We start from the raw sequence: 18286 nt of genomic DNA on the forward strand, positions 1-18286 counted from the left end.
AAAGGCCAGCGAGACGTCGCTCTCGCGCCCCGCTGGCAGAGGTAAAACCTTTAGCGCATCAGATGCTGATGCACAGGTACTTGATCTCGAGGTAGTCCTCGATACCGTACTTGGAACCTTCACGGCCCAGGCCCGAGGCCTTGATGCCGCCGAACGGCGCGACTTCGTTGGAAATCAGGCCGGTGTTGATGCCGACCATGCCGTATTCCAGGGCCTCGGCAACACGGAACACACGGCTCATGTCACGGGCGTAGAAGTACGAGGCCAGGCCGAACTCGGTGTCGTTGGACATGGCGATGACTTCGGCCTCGTCCTTGAAGCGGAACAGCGGCGCCAGTGGGCCGAAGGTCTCTTCCTTGGCGACAGCGGCAGACTTCGGCACGTCGACCAGGATGGTCGGCTCGAAGAAGTTGCCTTCGATGATCTTGCCGCCGGCCAGTACCTTGGCGCCTTTCGAAACGGCGTCCTCGATGTGTTCCTGGACCTTGGCGACAGCCTTGCCGTCGATCAGCGGGCCAGTGGTGGTGCCTTCTTCCAGGCCGTTACCGATCTTCAGCTTGCGCACTGCAGCGGCCAGCTTCTCGGCGAAGACGTCGTAGACACCGTCCTGCACATAGATGCGGTTGGCGCAGACACAGGTCTGACCGTTGTTGCGGTACTTGGAGATGATCGCGCCCTCGACCGCCTTGTCCAGGTCGGCGTCGTCGAACACGATGAACGGGGCGTTGCCACCCAGCTCCAGGGAAACTTTCTTGATGTCCTTGGCGCATTCTTCCATCAGCTGGCGACCGATTTCGGTCGAGCCGGTGAAGGACAGCTTGCGTACCAGGGAGTTGCCGGTCAGCTCGCCGCCGACTTCGCCAGCGCTGCCGGTCACCACGCTCAGCACGCCAGCCGGGATGCCGGCACGGGTAGCCAGCTCGACCAGGGCCAGGGCGGAGTACGGGGTTTGCGAAGCAGGCTTGAGCACCATGGTGCAACCGGCGGCCAGAGCCGGGCCGGCTTTACGGGTGATCATCGCGGCCGGGAAGTTCCACGGGGTGATGGCGGCGGTGACGCCGATCGGCTGCTTGATGACGATCAGGCGCTTGTCTGCCTGGTGGCCAGGGATGGTGTCACCGTAGATGCGCTTGGCTTCTTCGGCGAACCACTCGATGAACGAGGCGGCGTAGGCGATTTCGCCCTTGGCTTCGGCCAGTGGCTTGCCTTGCTCGGTGGTCATCAGGCGAGCCAGGTCGTCCTGGTTTTCGATCATCAGTTCGAACCAGCGACGCAGCTTGGCCGAACGCTCCTTGGCGGTCAGTGCACGCCAGGCCGGCAGGGCCTTGTCGGCGGCTTCGATGGCGCGGCGGGTTTCCGCGGTGCCCATCTTCGGCACGGTACCGATGACTTCACCGGTGGCCGGGTTGGTCACCTTGATGGTCTGGCCGCTGTCCGCATCCAGCCATTCACCGTTGATGAAGGCTTGCTGGCGGAACAACTGAGCGTCTTTGAGCTGCATGTCGGCTTCCCGAATTGTTGAATTATTGAAAAGCGCCCATAACAGGGCATCGAGCGTTTGAAATCTCAAACGAATGCTAAGCGGCTGCTGGGGTGTAGGACAATAGGCTGTTCGAAAAAAAGAACGAATGGTTGAACAGCCGATCCGAAATCGCGCTGCTTCCTTCGCGGGACAAGCCCGCTCCCACAAGGTGCTCCACTGCTTTCAGGGGCAATGGGTACTTGTGGGAGCGGGCTTGTCCCGCGAAAGGGCCAATACAGGTTAGACGAATGAACTGAAAGAAATGTGAAGGGAGGACCGACGGCCCTCCCGAAGGGAATGAATCAGAAGGCCTTGGCCAGGTCGATCACCAGCGCCCGGTAACCCACACTCCCCGGCTGGCGGCTATGCACCTTCAACTCCACCAGCACCTCCTGGGTCCCCCGTCGCACCTCGTTGAGCACCGTGGTGGTCAGCTTCTCGGCCGTCAGGAAATTCACCGAAGCCGAATAGATGAACTGGGTATCGGTCTCCGGCCGGTACGCCACCACCGAGGTCACCGGGCTGTACCACTCGTCGCCACGCTCCTTGCCGTACTCCCACACCTGCTCGACCGTGCCCTTGGCCTCGTCGACCTTGTACTCCACCGCCCGGCTGTAGTTGCCGGTCAGCTTGGTCGGTGCAAAATCCCGCCCCCAACCATTGTCGAACACCGTCAGCGTGCCTTTGCCGGTCAGCCAGGCGGTGTGCTGGGTCCACGACCAGTCGAAGCCCTCGCTGGCAATCGGCTTGAGCACTTTGTCCTGCAAGCGCTGCGGCCAACCCTGTGGCGAGGCCAGAATCCACTTCACCTGCTTGTCTCGGCCGATCTTCGCCACGCCCTGATGCCGCGCTGAAACGATAATGCTGTCGTCATCGGCGTCGTAGTCGATGGCATTCACATGCGCCCAGTTACGCCCGGTGCCGACGCCCGGCGTGTCGCCGAACGGGAGGTCGCCTTCGGCCAGTTCGTTGGCCAGCCGGTCGTCCTGTTTCTGTACCCCTTCAGGTAGCTGCAACGCCGCCTTGCCGAGCGTTTCCAGCAGGTCGCCACGGTAAGGGTCGAGGATCTGGTTCAGGTCCCAGAAGTCCAGGACATCCCCCGCTTCGTTGACCTCGATGATGTGGTCGCGGATCGAGCGCACGCGCTTGCCATCCGGGCGGCGGTAGTCGCTGGTGCCGACCCGCAGCAGGTAAGTGCCGTTGGCCGTCTCGCGGATTTCGTGGGAGAAGTCGGCGAACTTGTCCGGCAGGCTGCGTTGCCAGATGCGCCGGCCGAGCAGGTCGTACTTCGAATAGGTCTGGCCCTGGCCCCAGATCAGCTTGCCGTCGCGGGTCTGCTGGAAGCCCATGGTGCCGCCCAGGCCATCGCGGCGGTTGGAGTCGTGGATCTGCTCGATATCCAGGTACCAGCGCACATCGCCATTGCTGTCGGCGATCCAGTTGTTGCCCACCTGATCCCACTCGGCGGCACCGCCCAGGCCGTTCCACTTGAAGGCACGGCCACCGGGAATGTCACCTTGCAAGTGGTTGAACAGGTACAGGCGGTTCTCGAAACCGGGCGCGACCTTGACCGGCTCCACTTCCGGCAGCGCGGCCGTCTGCTTCGCCACCACCGGCAGGCGCACGGCCGGGGCGTAGATCTGGTAGCGCTCGCGAATGCGCTCGCCGTCCAGCTTGTAGGTCACCTCCACCTGGTTGACGTAGTCCGGGTACAGCCCGAACACCGGGATGCCGCCGTAGGTCCACAGCGAACGGTCGGACACCTCGTAGGCGATGTCCACGCCGCGCTCGCCACGGCCCAGCACGCGGACATGGGCCGCGCTCAGGGCGCGCCCGCCGTCACCAATGATGGCGGTCAGCGGCGCCAGGCGATACGGGTTGACCCGCACATCGCCGAGCAGCGCTTCATCACGCTCGGGCACCTTGGCAGTGAGGCAGGCGCCTTCAGGCAGTGCGGGGGTTTCGGTCTTGGCATTCATGGCAAAGCTCCTTGTGCTCAGAAGTCGTAACGGGCGGTGGCGCCGAAAGTGCGCGGGGTACCGAGCACGCCGGCATAACCACCGTTGGCGGAGTTCCACAGGCTGGTGAAGTAGGTCTTGTCGCCGGCGTTTTTCACCCACAGCGACAGGTCGAGCACGCCGTCGCCCTGGTCCAGGCGCACGCCGGTGGACAGGTTGACCAGCGCGTAGCTGGGGATCTGGCCGAAGTCGGAATCGTCGATGGTGCCCACCGCCTTGGAGCGGAACGCGTAGCTGGCGGTGACGTAGGGCTCGACGTGCTGGCTCAGCTGCCACTTGTACTGGCCGTTGAGGTTGGCGATGTACTTGGAGGCCCCGACCACCTGGTGGCCGGACAGGTCGCACGTGGCGGCGGCATTGGCCAGGCTCACTTCAGGTGGGCACGGGGCGTCGTCGTACTCGGTGTAGCGCACGTCGTTCCACGAGCCGTTGAAGTTCACCGTCAATCCGCGAATCGGCAGCGCCGTGGCCTCGAACTCCAGGCCACGCGAGCGCACGCGGCCGGCGTTGGCCAGGTACTGCACGCGGTTGATCTGGTCGTAGACGTTGGCCTGGTAGCCATGCACCTCGGCCCAGAACAGGTTGGCGTTGAGCTGCAGGCGGTCGTCGAACAGGGTGCTCTTGAGGCCCACTTCGGCGTTGTTGACCCGTTCGGTGCCGACCAGCAGCGAGTCGGTGCCCAGGCGCGGCGCCGCACCGACGGTCAGGTTGATGCCACCGGACTTCTCGCCATGGGTGAGCGTGGCATAGCCGAGCAACTGCTCGTTGAAGCGGTAGCTCAGGCCGAGCAGGCCCGATGGGCTGAAGCTGTACTGGTTGAGGTCGCCCGAGTCGTAGGCCCCCACCCTGCCCTGGCGCGCAGCGGCGGCGGCACCGGTCACTGCCGCGCCGCCCGTTGGCGCATCGCGGGTCACCCAGGCGCTCTTTTCTTCATAGGTGCCGCGCACGCCGGCGGTGAAGTCCAGGCGGTCGGTAAGGTGCCAGGTGCCCTGGGCGAACAAGGCGTAGCTGTCGGTGTCGATGTGCCCGTCGCCGAGGGTGTTGACGTTGTTCAGGGCGCCGGCCGGGGTGAGGTTCCAGATGTCTGCCTGCGGGCCGTAATAGGTGAAGGACGTGTTGTCCAGGTCCTGCTTGAAGTAGTACGCGCCCAGTACGTAGTCGAAGGCACCACCGGTGGGCGACGCCAGGCGGATTTCCTGGGAGTACTGCTTGTCGCGCACCGATACCCCGGCGCTGTAGAACACCGGCACGTTGAGGCCATCGTCGTTGCGCGGGGTGAAGTCCCACCAGCGGTAGGCGGTGATCGAGGTCAGGGTGAAGTCGTTGGGCAACGTCCAGTTGGCCTCCACCGAGGTGCCACCCTGGAACACCGTCACCCGTTGCTCGGCGTCGAAATTGACCTTGCGGTCCTTGCCCGAAACCAACGTCGCGCCGGCCTGGGCCGCCAGGCTTTCATAGCGATTGACGCCATTGATGGTCGGCCCGGTGCTGTACAGGCTGAGGATGCCGTTGTTGGAGTCTTCCTCGTTGTACTCGCCGATCCAGCGCAGGTTGAAGGTTTCGCTGGGCTGGAACAGCAGCTGGGTCCGAAAGCCCTGGCGCTTGCCGCCGTTGAGGTCTTCGCCGTTGTGGATGTTCTTCACATAGCCGTCGTCTTCGGTGTGATAGGCACTGATGCGCCCGGCCAAGGTCTCGCTGATCGGCCCGGAGAAGCTGCCCTGGGTCTGCAGGTAGCCGTCCTCGCCGATTGACTGCTGGATGCTGCCCTCGCGGTGAAAGGTCGGCTTGCGCGTGGTGATGTTCAGCACCCCCGCCGTGGTGTTCTTGCCGAACAAGGTGCCTTGCGGGCCGCGCAGCACTTCCAGCTGCTCCACGTCGAGCAGGTCGAACACCGCCATGCCCGGCCTTCCCAGGTAGACGTTGTCCAGGTAGATGCCGACGCTGCCTTCCAGGCCGTCGCTGGCCGGGTTGTTGCCCAGGCCGCGAATCGAGATGCTCGACTGGCGCGCATGCACATAGGCCACGTTGGTACTGGGCACCAGCTGTTGCAGATCCTGCACACGGTAGATGCGCTGGGTTTCCAGGGTTTCGCTGTCGAGCACGCTGATCGGCGTGGGCACGTCCTGGGCGGTTTCCTCGCGACGGCGGGCGTTGACCGTGACGGTGCCGAGCTTGGCGTCCTGTTCCACGGCGGGGGTGGTGCTTGGCGATTCTTCGGCAAAGCTGGCACCTGAAGCCGCCAGCAACACGCCGGCGGCCAGAGGTTGCAAGGCGGACCGCGACACGTGCGCAGGCCAACGGAAAGTTCGGGACATGCAAATGCTCCTTGAGGCATGGGCCCTGGCGAGCATTTCCGTTGGCGGAACCGAATCGCGGTCAGTCGGGCTTATATTCTTTTAAGCGATATAAATATTTGTAATTCATATTTTGTGGAATAAGTAACACCCTTTATAAGGGGGCTCACCCTCTTCATCAATTGCATTCGACCGATAGTTTTCATGTAGAAAATGCATATAGATCTCCGTCAGCTCCGCCACTTCATCGCCCTTGTCGAGCACCGCAGTTTTGTCGCGGCGGCGGCCGCGGTGAACCTGTCGCAATCGGCCTTCAGCCGCAGCATCCAGACCCTGGAGCACAACGTTGGCTGCCGTCTGGTCGACCGCGCCAGCAAGGAGCTGTCGCCCACCCGTCAGGGCTTGCTGGTCCTGGAACATTCGCGGCGGCTGGTGCATGGGGCGCACAACCTGGTCAACGAGATTCACCAGTTCAATGGCGCCACCACGGGGGTGGTGCGCTTCGGCTCCGGCCCGGCGCCGGCCGGTGGCCTGGTGCCTCGGGCCGTGGCGCGTTTCGTCGCCGAGTACCCGGCGGCGCGCACGTGCTTTCAGGTGGATAACTGGCAGGCCCTGAACCGCAAGCTGATCGCCGAGGAGATCGAGTTCTTCGTCGCCGACACCCGCCAGTTCGAGTCCGACCCGGACTACCGGGTGCACAAGCTGGCCGCCCAGCGCTGGCATTTCTGCTGCCGCGCGGGCCATCCGCTGACCGAGCGCAGCCAGGTCAATGCACGGGATCTGTTCGATTACCCGCTGGCGACCACCTTCCGCCCGCCGAACATCCGCAAGGTGCTCAGCGACCTCAGCGGCCGGCAGGACTTTTTGCCGACGGTGGAATGCGAGCATGGCTACGCGCTGCTGAATGTGGTGATGCACTCGGACACCATCGGCATTGCTTGCGGCGCCAACTTGCGGCCGTATCAGGCGGGGCTGGTGGCGCTGGAGCTGGCGGATCTGGCGCCGGAGCAGGAGGAGTCGTTCTATACCCGCTATGGGGTGGTGAGCCGGGTGGGGTATGGGTTGTCGCCCTTGGCGCAGGGGATGGTCAGGCAGTTGATTGCCTGTGATACCGACATTTGAAGGGCTACAGCAACCTGTGTGGGAGCGGGCTTGCCCCGCGAACACCGGCAAAGCCGGTGCCATGCGTCGCGGTGCCTGCTTCGCGGGACAAGCCCGCTCCCACAGTGATCTCTACAAGGCTTAGCCTTTACGCGTCGTCCGGCTCAACTGCCCATCGATCCCGACCGGCACCTCACCTGCCAACGTCACCCGGCGAACGATGCGCGGCTGGGTACCGTAGTCATCCACCGCATAATGCTGCGTCGCACGGTTATCCCAGATCGCCACATCCCCCGCTTCCCAGCGCCAGCGCACGGTGTTCTCCAGGCGCGTCACGTGCCCCTGCAGCACCGCGAACAAGTGCTGCGAATCCGCCAGCGAATACCCCTTGATGCGTTTCACGAAATGCCCCAGCTGCAGCGCGCGCTCGCCACTGATCGGGTGCACCCGCACCACCGGGTGCTCGGTCTCGTACACCGTCGAGGTGAACACCTGGCGGTAGCGTTCGAGCTTGGCCGGGTCCACATCCGGCTTGAGGCTGGCGTAGTCGTATTCGTTGCTGTGCACCGCCCACAGCTTGTCCGCAAGCTCCCGCAGGGGCTCGGGCAGTTCCTGGTAGGCCGCGGCGGTATTGGCCCACACGGTGTCGCCGCCGGAGGCCGGGGCCACCACGCTGCGCAGGATCGAGGCCTTGGGGTAGGCATCGACGAAGGTCACGTCGGTGTGCCAGGAGTTGGCCCGCTGGCCTTCGGCGCCGTCAAGCTGGAGCAGGTAGCTGGTGCCATCGACCACCGGCACGGTGGGGTGGGCGACCGGTTCGCCCAGCAGCTTGGCGAAGCCTTCCTGGCTTTGATCGTCCAGGTGGGTCTGGCCGCGGAAGAAGATCACCTTGTGCGTGACCAGGGCGGCCTGGATCGCCTCGACCGTGGCGGCATCGAGGTCGGCGGACAGTCTGACGCCGCGAATTTCGGCGCCGATGCGGCCGGCGACAGGGCGGATATCGAGTGCGAGGGTGTGCGGCGCGGTGGCCAGGGCGGCATTGCTCATGGTCGTGGTCCTTGCGGTGATTGTCGGGTCATGGGGTTCAGCGGGCGGCCTGCACGGCCTGTTCCTGTTGCAAGGCAGCATCGAGGAAACGCGGTTCGATCCACTGGGATACCTGGAAGCCTCGGCGGATCAGGCGCTCCCGGGCAGCCAGGTCGACGCCTTGCTGCAACTGGGCGACGAATTCGGCGTCCAGTCGTGGATCGAAGTAGTGGGCGAGGTCTTCATTGGCCAGGTCGTCGGCGAGGATGCTGCGCGGCCAGTTGGCGTTGCTCGCCACCAGGTCGACGTAGGCCTCGCGGTTGTGTTCGTCGCGCAGCCAGTTGGCGGCCTGCTGCTGGGCAGTGACCAGGCGCTGGACCAGCTCGGGGTATTTGTCGATGAACTCACCGGTGCCCAGCAGGACAGCCTGGGTACTCCCGGCGCCTTCCAGGTCACGGGAGTTGACCGGCAGCTCGACCAGGCCGCGCTCACGCAATGACAGCAGGCTGGAAAGGCCCCAGGTGGCATCGATCTGCTTGGCGGCCAGCGCGGCGTTGGCGGCGTTGAAATCCAGGTTGATCACTTTCAGGTCACGCTCGGACAACCCTTGGCTGGCCAGGGCGCTGGCGAACGACAGCTGGTTGGCGGTGCCACGGAACACCGCCACGCGCTTGCCCTTGAGGTCGTGCAGGGTCTTGATCCCGGAGCCGGGCACCACGCCCAGGTAGCTTTTCACCCCGCGCACACCGGCCGTCAGCACGCGGGTGTCGAGGCCATTGGCCTTGCCGACGATGGCTGCCAGGTCGCCCAGGTAGGCGAAGTCGGCCTGCCCATTGGCCAGTGCTTCGTTGACCACCGGCCCGGCGCCCTTGAAGAAGCGCCAGTCGATGCGGATGCCGTCCTTGGCGAACGCTTTCTCCAGCAGTTGCTGATCGCGCAGCACATCGACCACACCCCCGGCACTGTGCTTGCTGCCGGCGCTCAGGTCGGGCACGGCGATGCGGATGCTCTCGGGCTTGGCCGGCTCGGCCGCCTGGGCACTGAGGGCGAAGAAACCGACCAGCCCAAGGGCGGTGATCAGGTGGCGCAGCGGGGTTTTCATGGCAAGGCTCCTTGGCAGGCTGCCACCGGCGATGGCCGGCGCTTTGGCCAGAAGCTAGGCAGGTCTGGTTAGAACCTACAAAGATCAAAACTTCATTTTTTAGTAACCAGAAGACATAAAGCACGGAGTACGCGGCTCCGCGATCAGGTTGCGAAAAACGCATGGAAAATATGAGGAAAACGCAACGCACAAAGGGTTACGGATGCAGGGAGCGCATGCTCTTATCTCTTGAAAGTCACTTGAGCGAATTTTTAATTCCATAAGTGCATAACCTAGAAACGCTTGGAGAGATGCCTGGTGAATGGAGTTCTGAGCAAGGGGCGGGGGGGCATTCGAGGGCCGCTACGCAGCCCATTCGCGGCACAAGGCCGCTCCCACAGGGTCAGCCATGCCCTGCCGTGGGTGTTGCCGGTGCTGATCGCGCTGCTGTGGGTGGTGGCGAGCCGGCAGCACTGGATGAGCGAGCAGATTCTGCCGGCGCCCTCGCTGGTCTGGCAGAGCGCCGTGGAATTCGGCTCTGGGGAGCTCTGGGGGCACTTGTGGATAAGTTTGCAACGGCTGTTCTGGGGGCTGCTGGCGGGCATCGGCAGCGGCCTGCTGTTGGGCACCTGGCTGGGTACTTCGCGTAACGCCCAGACACTGGTGCTGCCCACTTTCGTGGCACTTGCGCAGATCCCTACCCTGGCATGGATCCCGCTGTTCATGCTGTTCTTCGGCATCGGCGAGCTGCTCAAGCTGGTGGTGCTGGTAAAAGCCGTGGTGGTGCCGGTGACCTTGCACACCCTGGTCGGTGTGCGCGACGCCCAGCCCAAGCTGCGCGAAGCCGCCGCCGCGCTGCGCCTGCCGCGGCACCTGCTGTTTTTGCGCCTGTTGCTGCCCGCTGCCCTGCCCGCCTTCCTTACCGGTGTACGCCTGGCCCTGGCCACCGGCTGGACCTCGCTGCTGGCCGTGGAGCTGCTGGCCTCCAGCGAAGGCATCGGTTACCTGATGGTGTGGGGCCGGCAGCTGTTCATGCTCGACCTGGTGCTGCTGTGCATCCTGGTGATCGGCCTGGTCGGTGCGCTGCTGGAGCGCGGCTTTTCAATCCTGGAAAAGCGCCTGTTGCACTGGCCGCAAGCCGCCACTGGCGAACAGCAGCGGGGGCCCGTGCCCAAAGGCTGGCAAAGCCTGCTGCTGCCGGCAGCCCTGCTTGCGCTGTGGCAAGCCAGCAGCAGCCTTGGCTGGGTCGACCAGAACATCCTGACGTCGCCGCTGGATGTGGTGCGCACGCTGTTCGCCGGCCTGGCCGATGGTTCGCTGCCGCAAGCCATGCTGCTGAGCCTGCAACGCACCCTGACCGGGCTGCTGCTTGGCGGCGGCGCAGGCCTGCTGGCCGGCCTGTTGCTGGGCCTGTCAGACAACACCGAGCGGGTGTTCGGGCCCAGCCTGTCGGCATTGCGCCAGGTGGCGCTGTTCGCCTGGGTGCCACTGCTGACCGCCTGGTTCGGCCTGGGCGAAGGCGCCAAGCACGTGTTCGTCGGCCTGGCCGCCTTCTTTCCCCTGCTGATCGCCACCCAGCGCGGCATCGCCAGCCTTTCGCCGCAACTGGGCGAAGCCGCCCGCACGCTGCGCCTGAACCTGTGGCAACGCCTGCGCCTGCTGGTACTGCCCGGCGCGGCCCCGGCCATTTTCGCCGGCCTGCGCCTGTCGCTGATCTATGCCTGGCTGGGCACCATCGGCGCGGAGTACTTCATGCCGTCGGACGGCGGCATCGCCAGCCTGATGATCGGCGCGCAACAGCTGTTTCGCATGGACCAGGTCATGGCCGCGATGGTCCTGATCGGCCTGGTCGGCGCCCTGCTCGGCACCCTCGGACAACGCCTCGAATCGCGCGCCACGCGCTGGAGAACCGCATGAACGCTTTCAACACGTCGCACCTGCTGGCGGCCAATCAACCCGACACCACGCCAGCGCTGGTCAGTTTCGAAGGCGTCGGCAAGGTCTTCAGCGTCGATGGCCAACCCTTCGAAGCCATTCGCAACTTCAACCTGTCGATCAATGAAGGCGAATTCATCGCCATCGTCGGCGCTTCCGGCTGCGGCAAGTCGACCCTTTTGCGCCTGCTGGTCGGGCTGGACACCGACTACAGCGGCAGCATTCGCGTCGACGGCCAGGCCGTCAGCGGCATTGGCGGCGAGCGTGGCATCGTGTTCCAGGAGCACCGCCTGTTCCCGTGGCTGACGGTGGAGCAGAACATCGCCCTTGGCCTGGTCAACGAGCCGCTGACCCAGGGCGAGCGTGCCCGCCGCGTGCATGAGTTCGTGCTGCTGGTGGGCCTGGTCGGCTTCGAATCGGCTTACCCGCACCAGCTTTCCGGCGGCATGGCCCAGCGGGTGGCGATCGCCCGTGGGCTGGTGGCCAGCCCGCGCATCCTGCTGCTGGACGAGCCGTTCGGCGCGCTGGATGCGTTGACTCGCCAGCAACTGCAGGATGAGCTGCTGGCCATCCGTGAACGCGCGGGCATTACCACCTTGCTGGTGACGCATGATGCCGAGGAGGCCACCTACCTGGCTGACCGGGTGGTGGTGCTGGAGCCACGGCCGGGGCGGATCAAGTCGGTTGTGGAGATCGATCTGCCGCACCCGCGGCTGCGTACGGGGGTGGCGCTGCATGGGTTGCGGGAGAAGGTGCTGCACCAGATCACCGGCGATGGTGGGTATCTGCCGGTGACAGCGCGTCGGGTCGAAGGGTTGAGGCCAGAGCTGATTGCCTTGTGAAGTTATGCACAGGGCTCTCGGCTGACTGGAAATCATGTGGGAGCGGGCTTGCCCCGCGAAGAGGCCAGCCCAGACAAAATGGGTTTATGGCCAGGGCTGCGCCCTGGTTCGCGGGACAAGCCCGCTCCCACAACGCCCCAGGCAAATCAAAGCAGATCACGCAAATATGCCCAGGGATAAATGCCCCGCTCATGCCCATCGCTGAACACCAGCTGCACCCCATACCCCTGCGGCTCGACCCGCTCGATGCGAACCTCGGCGGGTACCACGGTGATGCTTCCTGCCAGCCGCGCCGCACGGCATTGCGAGCACGGGCAGGCGCCGCGCAGGCGGGCATGGCTGAGCGTGCGCTCGCCGTCGGGCCATTGCAGCAGCAACTGCCCTGGCCCGCGCAGGTTGCGGATTGCCCCTGGCGCAATCATCAGACAGCACCGCGCAGTTGTGCCAGGGCAATGCGCACCGCCTTGCGCACCTCCGGGTCGCTGTCGGCCTCGGCCGCCTGCAACACCGGCAAGGCTCGCGCCTGACCCAGTTCGCCAAGCGCCAGCGCCGCTTCCTTGCGCAGGTTGGCGATGCCATGGCCGAGCAGCTCGCCAAGCCCGTCCAGTGCAGGGCCATAGCGCAGGCGCCCCAATGAACGCGACGCTCGCAGGCGTACCTGCCAGAAGTCATCGGCAAGCGCCTTCACCAGCGCCGGGCCGGCCTGTTCCTGGCCCACTTTGCCCAAGGTAGTGGCGGCCTCTTCGCGCACTTGCCAGGCCGCATCATTCAGCGCCGCCACCAACGCCGGCAGCACGGCGCTGTCACGGGCAAGACCCAGCGCACCAATGGCCGCACGGCGCACTTCGGTGTCCGGCTCGACCTCGGCCAGCCTGGCCAGCGCCGGCAAGGCAGGCTGGTGCTTGAGCCAGCCAAGAATGCCTACCGCTTCGCGCCGAACGGCCGCGTCGTCATCCGCCAGCGCCAGCAGCGCAGGCGCGGCGGCCTCTTCCAGGCGCAGCTCGCGCAAGGCACGCAGGGCACTGGCGCGCACGAAGGGTTCGGCGTGACTGGCCCACGGCAGGATCAGTTGGCCGGCTTCGGGGCTCTTGAGCTCACTGAGGCTCTGCGCAGCAGCCTGGCGCACGGGCTCGGCAGCATCAGCCAGCGCGGCGCACAGGGCCTGTACTACCTCAGGGTCCTCCCAGGCTTCGAGCAGCCTTGCTGCCTCGCTGCGAACCTCGTCGGCCGCGTCGACCAGCAGCGCATCGGTGAGCCACGGCAGGGCATCCGGGTCTTCGAGGTCGGCCAGTTCGATCAGGGCGATGCGGCGCACGCCAGCGTCGGTGGCTTCGAGGCGAGGCAGCAGGGCAAGGATGTCGGGGTTGTCAGTGTTGCGTTCAGTCATGGCGCGGTCCTTCGTTGCGAGGGTTCAACGCAGCAGGTAAGGGATGTCGACCTTTACCGCTCCGGTGGGGCAGTCCTTTTCGCAAGGCATGCAGTACCAGCACTCGTCGAAGGCCATGTAGGCCTTCTGCGTGGCCGGGTTGATGGCCAGCAGGTCCATGGGACAGACCTCGACGCATACGGTGCAGCCTTTTTCGGCGATGCATTTGTCTTCGTCGATGGTGACCGGGGCGCTGCTGCGGAAGAAGATTTCCTGGGGTTGGTAGGCCATTTCACGGGATCCTTTATTCTGATTTGTCGGTGGGGCTGAGGGCCCTGTCGCCGGCAAGCCGGCTCCCACACCGATCACCGCTGACCTTGTGGGAGCCGGCTTGCCGGCGATGGGCCGCACAGCGGCCCCGCTTCACGCGGCATCGGCCTTGACCCGCAGCCGGTCATAGGCCGTCTGCTCATCGGCATCCAGGGCAATCAGGTACGGCTCGACAGCTTTCTTGAAGCTGGTCATCGCACCGTCCTCGCCCTTCTTCAGGTGGCAATGGCAGAACCACTGGCCATCGTTGCGCTCGGGGAAGTCGACCCGATGGTGGTACAGCCCCCAGCGGCTTTCCTCGCGGAACAACGAGGCGCGTGCGGCCATCTCGGCGCAGTCACGAATCACCGCCACTTCCATCGCCCGCATCAGCTCGTGGGGGTTGCTGGCCTTCATCTGGTCCAGGTCGCGCTCGATCTCGGCGAAGCGGGCCAGGCCGATCTCCATCTTCTTGGTCACCTTGGGCGGCTGCAGGTAGTCATTGACCATGCGCCGCAGCTTGTACTCCACCTGTGCCGGGGGCAGGCCGTGCTCTCGCTGCAGCGGTGCAAACACCCGCTCGCGCTCGCGCTCGACCTGGGCGACATCGACTTCGGCCAGCTCGCGCCCGGCCACGTATTGCGCGGCGTTGACGCCGGCAAACCAGCCATAGGTAAAGGCACCGAGCATGTAGTTGTGCGGCACCGCCGCCATGTCGCCCGCGGCATACAGGCCTTTGACGCTGGTCTCGGCCTTCTCGTTGACCCACACCCCCGAGGCCGAATGCCCAGAGCAGAAGCCAATCTCGGAGATGTGCATCTCGACCATGTGCTGGCGGTAGTCGGTACCACGCCCGGCATGGAACTGGCCACGGCTGGGGCGTTCGTTGCTGTGCAGGATTTCTTCGATGTTCTGGATGGTCTCCTCGGCCAGGTGGTCGAGCTTGAGGAACACCGGGCCGTTTCCGCCTTCGAGCTCCTGGTGGAACTCCCACATCATCTGCCCGCTCCAGTAGTCGCACTCGATGAAGCGCTCGCCCTTGCTGTTGGCGGTGTAGCCACCCAGCGGGCCGGTCACGTAGGCACAGGCCGGGCCGTTGTAGTCCTTGATCAGCGGGTTGATCTGGAAGCACTCGAGGTTGGCCAGCTCGGCGCCCGCGTGGTAGGCCATGGCATAGCCGTCGCCGGCATTGGTCGGGTTCTCGTAGGTGCCCATCAGGTAGCCCGACGACGGCAGCCCCAGGCGCCCGGCGGCACCACAGGCGAGGATCACCGCCTTGGCCCGCACCACGCGGAACTCGCCGCTGCGGCAGTCGAATCCGAGCACCCCGGCGGCGGCACCTTCGCCATCGAGCAGCACGCGGGTGCAGACCATGCGGTTGCTGATCTCGATGCGGGCACGCTTGAGCTGGCGGTACAGCACCTTCTTGATGTCATGGCCTTCCGGCATGGGCAGCACGTAGGCGCCCATGTGATGGACCTTCTTCACCGCGTAGTCGCCGGTTTCGTCCTTCTCGAACTTCACGCCCCAGCGGTCGAGCTGCTCGAGGGTCTCGAAACTGTGGGTGGCATAGGCATGCACGGTGGCCTGGTTGACGATGCCGTCATTGGCCACGGTGATTTCCTTGGTGTACTGCTCGGGCGTGGCGTGGCCGGGGATGATCGCGTTGTTCAGGCCGTCCATGCCCATGCTGATGGCGCCGCTGCGCTTGACGTTGGCTTTGTCCAGCAGCAGCACGCGCAGGCTCTTGTCCTGCTCCTTGGCCTTGATCGCCGCCATCGGCCCGGCGGTGCCGCCACCGATGACGATGATGTCGTAGTCCTGGGTCTGGATACTCATGCCTTGCCCCCTTTCTGGCGATCGATGCGCAGGCGGTACTGGAAGGCATCGCCGCGGTAGTACAGGTGTTCGAAGTCCAGCGGCGTGCCATCGGCGGTGTGGGTCAGGCGCTCGATACGCATGATCGGCGAGCCCTCTTCAACCTCCAGTGCCTGGGTCAGGTCGCTGTCGGCCAGCACGGCATCGATGGCCAGGTCGGCGTGGCCGAGCGGGATGCCGCAGTCGTTTTCCAGCAGCAGGAAGATGTCGCGGGTGACCAGGTCGGCCTTTTCCAGCTTTTCGCCCACGGCCTTGGGCAGCCAGGTCAGTTCCAGCGACACAGGCTCGCGGTTGATCAGTCGCACCCGGCGGATCTCGGTCACCAGGCTGCCCTCCTCGACCTGCAGCCGCGCCGCCACCAGTGCCGTGGCCGGTACATGGCGGAAGCTGCGCAGGCGGTTGATCACTTCGTAGCCCATCTGCGTCATCGACTCGCCCAGGCCCTGCAGGGTGCTGACGTTCTGGAACGCCTTGGGCTTGGCGACGAACGTCCCTTTGCCGTGGATCTTGAAGATCAGCCCTTCTTTCTGCAGGTCGCCCAGCGCCTGGCGCACGGTGATGCGGCTGACATCGAATGCCTTGCCCAGCTCGCTCTCCGAAGGCATGCGGCTATGCGGCGGGTAGGTGCCGTCGAGAATGCGCTCGCGCAGCAGTTCCTTGAGCTGGGTGTAGAGCGGTACCGGGGACAGGGGGAGCAGTTCGGCCATGGGTTCCTTCGCTATTCGGCTACTTGTTATAACAAGTTGTGATAAGATGGTAGCGGGCATAAGAATTGATGGGGAAATACTGTTATTGCATATGGATAGAGAGGTTTGTGGTGGCCGGGGGGGCCCTATCGCCGGCAAGCCGGCTCCCACAGGACTGAACAAGCTGGAAAAAAGTCCGAAGATCAAGGCGATGGACGACATCGAATCAGATGGGTATCATGCGTGCGCGTTGCACTCGTAGCTCAGCTGGATAGAGTACTGCCCTCCGAAGGCAGGGGTCGTGGGTTCGAATCCCGCCGAGTGCGCCATATCAAGAAGCCCTGGGCCCATGCCCGGGGCTTTTTCGTTTGTGCGACATATCGCGTTCTGGCACTCCCGTGCCGCGGGGCATTGGTGATAGCGTGAGCAACCTTTTCACCTATCGCGAAGGAATGCGCCCCCATGCTCCTGAAAACACTTTCCGTAACCGTGCTGCTGGCCAGCGCGGGTCTGCTCAGCCTGCCTGCCCAGGCCAACCTTTCGCAGCAACAGTCCGCAGCCATCGTCAAAGCCTACGACGGCACCGCCCCGGCCAACTTCAAAGCGTTCCTCGGCAAGCTCAAGGGCAGTGAACTGGCCAAGGCCGACAACCTCGGTGCAACCCTCGACGCCTACCTCGCCAAGAAAACCCTTAGCGCCGACCAGCAGAACGAGATCAACCGTCTGCTGGGCCTGTACACCCGCATCAAGTACGGCAAGGCCGCCACCGAAACCCTGCGTGAACTGGTGGCCATCCCCACGTTCAGCGTCGATGGCGTGCCGCAGCATGAGAACCCCGAGTTCCTCAAGATCGCCGACAAGATCAAGGCCCTGGCCGAAGGCTTTGGCCTGGCCTTCCGCAACATCGACAACCGCGTGTACGAGATTTCCCTTGGCGCTGGCAAGGAAGTGGTCGGCATCCATGCCCACGCCGACGTGGTGCCGGTCAACCCGGACAACTGGAAGCTGGAAGACGGCACCCGCCTGGACCCCTTCAAGGTGACCCTGGTCGGCGACCGCATGTACGGCCGTGGCACCGAGGACGACAAGAACGGCATTGTCGTAGCCCTTTATGCGCTGAAGGTGGCCAAGGACGAACAGCTGCCACTGGCCCGGCAGTTCAAGCTGCTCATCGACACCACCGAAGAAACCAGCGGCGACGCCATCCCCTATTACTTCGCCCGCAACCCTACGCCTGACTACAACCTGGCGCTCGATGGCGGCTACCCGGTGGTGATCGCCGAGAAAGGCTACGGCACGGTCATGGCCAGCTTCAGCAAACGCCCAGGCAGCGGCAAGGGCGCAGAAATCATCAACCTTACCGGCGGCCTGGCCACCAACCAGATTCCGACCACTTCAGTGGCCACGCTGGTAAGCGATAACCCGGCGCAATTGGCCGCGCAGCTCGAAAAAACCGGTGCCGACTATGTGCAGCGCAATGGCAACGACTTCAAGATCGACGCCAAGGCCGAGGGTGACAAGGTACTGCTCACGGTCACCGGCGTTTCGGCCCACTCCTCCGAGCCTGAGTCCGGGGTCAATCCGGTGGCGCGCATGCTCGGCTTCATCAACGGCCTGGGCCAGCAAGTGCCCCTCAAGCACAACCACTTCACCGATGCCGCCCGTTTTGCGGCCGACAACTGGGGCCTGGACTACCTGGGCAACAAGCTTGGCATTGGTTTCAAGGATGAGTTCATGGGCCCGCTGACCGCCTCGCTGACCTTTGTCGGCGTGGACGAGAAAGGGCTGAAACTGGCCGTCAACCTGCGCATCCCGAAAGGCAAGCCGCTGGCCACGATCAAGGACGAACTGGCCGACAAGCTGGGCCAATGGGCGCGCGGGAGCCACACCTCGGTGGCCTTCAACTACAGCCTCGACGAGCCGATGTATCGCAACCCCGAGGGTGAATGGGTCAAGGCCCTGCTCGACGTGGCCAGCGAGAACCTGGGCATGAAGCATGCGTTCGGCGCGTCGGCCGGCGCGACCTCGGTGCATGACTTGCCCAACGGTGTTCAGTTCGGTCTGGCCATGCCGGATGTGAAGTACACCGGGCACAACGACAACGAGTTCAAGACGGTTGAACAGTTCATGCTCGACCTGCAGGTGGTGAGCGAGATGGTGTCGCGGATCGGGCAGATGCCGAAGCTCTGAGTCGTCAGCACTGGCCCTGTCGCCGGCAAGCCGGCTCC

Annotated in this window: 14 protein-coding genes and 1 tRNA gene; 5 read left to right on the forward strand and 10 right to left on the reverse strand. The window is 64.5% G+C overall.

Annotation, left to right across the window (positions count from 1 at the left end; genetic code table 11):
- Positions 1–58: 58 nt before the first annotated feature.
- The 3 genes from gabD to PMI38_RS17550 all read right to left on the reverse strand — a co-directional run bounded on the left by gabD (position 59) and on the right by PMI38_RS17550 (position 5891).
- On the reverse strand, positions 59–1501 hold the full coding sequence (gabD, locus tag PMI38_RS17540) for an NADP-dependent succinate-semialdehyde dehydrogenase (RefSeq protein WP_008096617.1): 1443 nt from the start codon (positions 1499–1501) through the stop codon (positions 59–61).
- Between the two features lie 323 nt (positions 1502–1824).
- Complete coding sequence (locus PMI38_RS17545; RefSeq protein WP_008096619.1) at positions 1825–3501, reverse strand: aryl-sulfate sulfotransferase; 1677 nt, start codon at positions 3499–3501, stop codon at positions 1825–1827.
- Between the two features lie 17 nt (positions 3502–3518).
- Complete coding sequence (locus tag PMI38_RS17550) at positions 3519–5891, reverse strand: TonB-dependent receptor (protein WP_443216395.1); 2373 nt, start codon at positions 5889–5891, stop codon at positions 3519–3521.
- A 156-nt stretch (positions 5892–6047) separates the two neighbouring features.
- On the opposite strand from PMI38_RS17550, the gene PMI38_RS17555 reads away from it, so the two are divergent.
- Positions 6048–6956 (forward strand): LysR family transcriptional regulator, encoded by a 909-nt coding sequence (locus PMI38_RS17555; RefSeq protein WP_008096622.1) that lies wholly within the window; start codon positions 6048–6050, stop codon positions 6954–6956.
- A 120-nt stretch (positions 6957–7076) separates the two neighbouring features.
- Here the strand turns inward: PMI38_RS17555 and PMI38_RS17560 are convergent, their stop codons facing one another.
- Together PMI38_RS17560 and PMI38_RS17565 are read right to left on the reverse strand one after the other, a co-directional pair.
- Positions 7077–7982 (reverse strand): TauD/TfdA dioxygenase family protein, encoded by a 906-nt coding sequence (locus tag PMI38_RS17560; protein WP_008096623.1) that lies wholly within the window; start codon positions 7980–7982, stop codon positions 7077–7079.
- A gap of 37 nt (positions 7983–8019) precedes the next feature.
- Positions 8020–9063, reverse strand: a complete 1044-nt coding sequence (locus PMI38_RS17565) for an ABC transporter substrate-binding protein (protein ID WP_008096625.1) — start codon at positions 9061–9063, stop codon at positions 8020–8022.
- A 297-nt stretch (positions 9064–9360) separates the two neighbouring features.
- Between PMI38_RS17565 and PMI38_RS17570 the strand changes: the two genes are divergently transcribed.
- A complete protein-coding gene (locus PMI38_RS17570) occupies positions 9361–10959 on the forward strand; it encodes an ABC transporter permease (RefSeq protein ID WP_008096627.1) in 1599 nt (532 codons plus the stop codon).
- Entirely contained in the window at positions 10956–11819 is an 864-nt protein-coding gene (locus PMI38_RS17575) for an ABC transporter ATP-binding protein (protein WP_008096629.1), read from the forward strand. Before PMI38_RS17570 ends, PMI38_RS17575 begins: the two co-directional genes overlap by 4 nt.
- Positions 11820–11965: 146 nt before the next feature.
- Here the strand turns inward: PMI38_RS17575 and PMI38_RS17580 are convergent, their stop codons facing one another.
- The 5 genes from PMI38_RS17580 to PMI38_RS17600 all read right to left on the reverse strand — a co-directional run bounded on the left by PMI38_RS17580 (position 11966) and on the right by PMI38_RS17600 (position 16079).
- The gene (locus PMI38_RS17580; protein ID WP_008096631.1) at positions 11966–12241 is read right to left on the reverse strand and encodes a DUF971 domain-containing protein; all 276 of its coding nucleotides are present in this window, start codon (positions 12239–12241) and stop codon (positions 11966–11968) included.
- A complete protein-coding gene (locus tag PMI38_RS17585; protein WP_008096633.1) occupies positions 12241–13206 on the reverse strand; it encodes a HEAT repeat domain-containing protein in 966 nt (321 codons plus the stop codon). Before PMI38_RS17585 ends, PMI38_RS17580 begins: the two co-directional genes overlap by 1 nt.
- A gap of 24 nt (positions 13207–13230) precedes the next feature.
- On the reverse strand, positions 13231–13476 hold the full coding sequence (locus tag PMI38_RS17590) for a 4Fe-4S dicluster domain-containing protein (protein WP_008096634.1): 246 nt from the start codon (positions 13474–13476) through the stop codon (positions 13231–13233).
- Between the two features lie 132 nt (positions 13477–13608).
- Positions 13609–15333, reverse strand: coding sequence for a fumarate reductase/succinate dehydrogenase flavoprotein subunit (locus PMI38_RS17595; protein WP_008096636.1), 1725 nt, complete (start codon positions 15331–15333; stop codon positions 13609–13611).
- Positions 15330–16079: a GntR family transcriptional regulator gene (locus PMI38_RS17600; RefSeq protein WP_008096638.1), complete on the reverse strand. Its 750-nt coding sequence runs from the start codon at positions 16077–16079 to the stop codon at positions 15330–15332. The genes PMI38_RS17595 and PMI38_RS17600 overlap by 4 nt, the downstream gene beginning before the upstream one ends.
- Positions 16080–16310: 231 nt before the next feature.
- On the opposite strand from PMI38_RS17600, the gene PMI38_RS17605 reads away from it, so the two are divergent.
- Together PMI38_RS17605 and PMI38_RS17610 are read left to right on the forward strand one after the other, a co-directional pair.
- Positions 16311–16387 (forward strand) — tRNA-Arg (locus PMI38_RS17605).
- 133 nt (positions 16388–16520) lie between these two features.
- A complete protein-coding gene (locus tag PMI38_RS17610) occupies positions 16521–18248 on the forward strand; it encodes a dipeptidase (protein WP_008096640.1) in 1728 nt (575 codons plus the stop codon).
- Positions 18249–18286: the final 38 nt, after the last annotated feature.

Source organism: Pseudomonas sp. GM84 (genome assembly GCF_000282535.1).
Taxonomy (GTDB): Bacteria; Pseudomonadota; Gammaproteobacteria; order Pseudomonadales; family Pseudomonadaceae; genus Aquipseudomonas.

What these genes read in the sequence shown, in the direction of transcription:
- PMI38_RS17595 (WP_008096636.1), bottom strand. Translation starts at nt 15,333, where the DNA reads ATGAGTATCCAGACCCAGGACTACGACATCATCGTCATCGGTGGCGGC.
- PMI38_RS17610 (WP_008096640.1), top strand. Translation starts at nt 16,521, where the DNA reads ATGCTCCTGAAAACACTTTCCGTAACCGTGCTGCTGGCCAGCGCGGGT.
- PMI38_RS17565 (WP_008096625.1), bottom strand. Translation starts at nt 9,063, where the DNA reads ATGAAAACCCCGCTGCGCCACCTGATCACCGCCCTTGGGCTGGTCGGT.
- PMI38_RS17600 (WP_008096638.1), bottom strand. Translation starts at nt 16,079, where the DNA reads ATGGCCGAACTGCTCCCCCTGTCCCCGGTACCGCTCTACACCCAGCTC.
- PMI38_RS17580 (WP_008096631.1), bottom strand. Translation starts at nt 12,241, where the DNA reads ATGATTGCGCCAGGGGCAATCCGCAACCTGCGCGGGCCAGGGCAGTTG.
- gabD (WP_008096617.1), bottom strand. Translation starts at nt 1,501, where the DNA reads ATGCAGCTCAAAGACGCTCAGTTGTTCCGCCAGCAAGCCTTCATCAAC.
- PMI38_RS17555 (WP_008096622.1), top strand. Translation starts at nt 6,048, where the DNA reads ATGCATATAGATCTCCGTCAGCTCCGCCACTTCATCGCCCTTGTCGAG.
- PMI38_RS17545 (WP_008096619.1), bottom strand. Translation starts at nt 3,501, where the DNA reads ATGAATGCCAAGACCGAAACCCCCGCACTGCCTGAAGGCGCCTGCCTC.
- PMI38_RS17550 (WP_443216395.1), bottom strand. Translation starts at nt 5,891, where the DNA reads ATGCTCGCCAGGGCCCATGCCTCAAGGAGCATTTGCATGTCCCGAACT.
- PMI38_RS17585 (WP_008096633.1), bottom strand. Translation starts at nt 13,206, where the DNA reads ATGACTGAACGCAACACTGACAACCCCGACATCCTTGCCCTGCTGCCT.
- PMI38_RS17575 (WP_008096629.1), top strand. Translation starts at nt 10,956, where the DNA reads ATGAACGCTTTCAACACGTCGCACCTGCTGGCGGCCAATCAACCCGAC.
- PMI38_RS17590 (WP_008096634.1), bottom strand. Translation starts at nt 13,476, where the DNA reads ATGGCCTACCAACCCCAGGAAATCTTCTTCCGCAGCAGCGCCCCGGTC.
- PMI38_RS17560 (WP_008096623.1), bottom strand. Translation starts at nt 7,982, where the DNA reads ATGAGCAATGCCGCCCTGGCCACCGCGCCGCACACCCTCGCACTCGAT.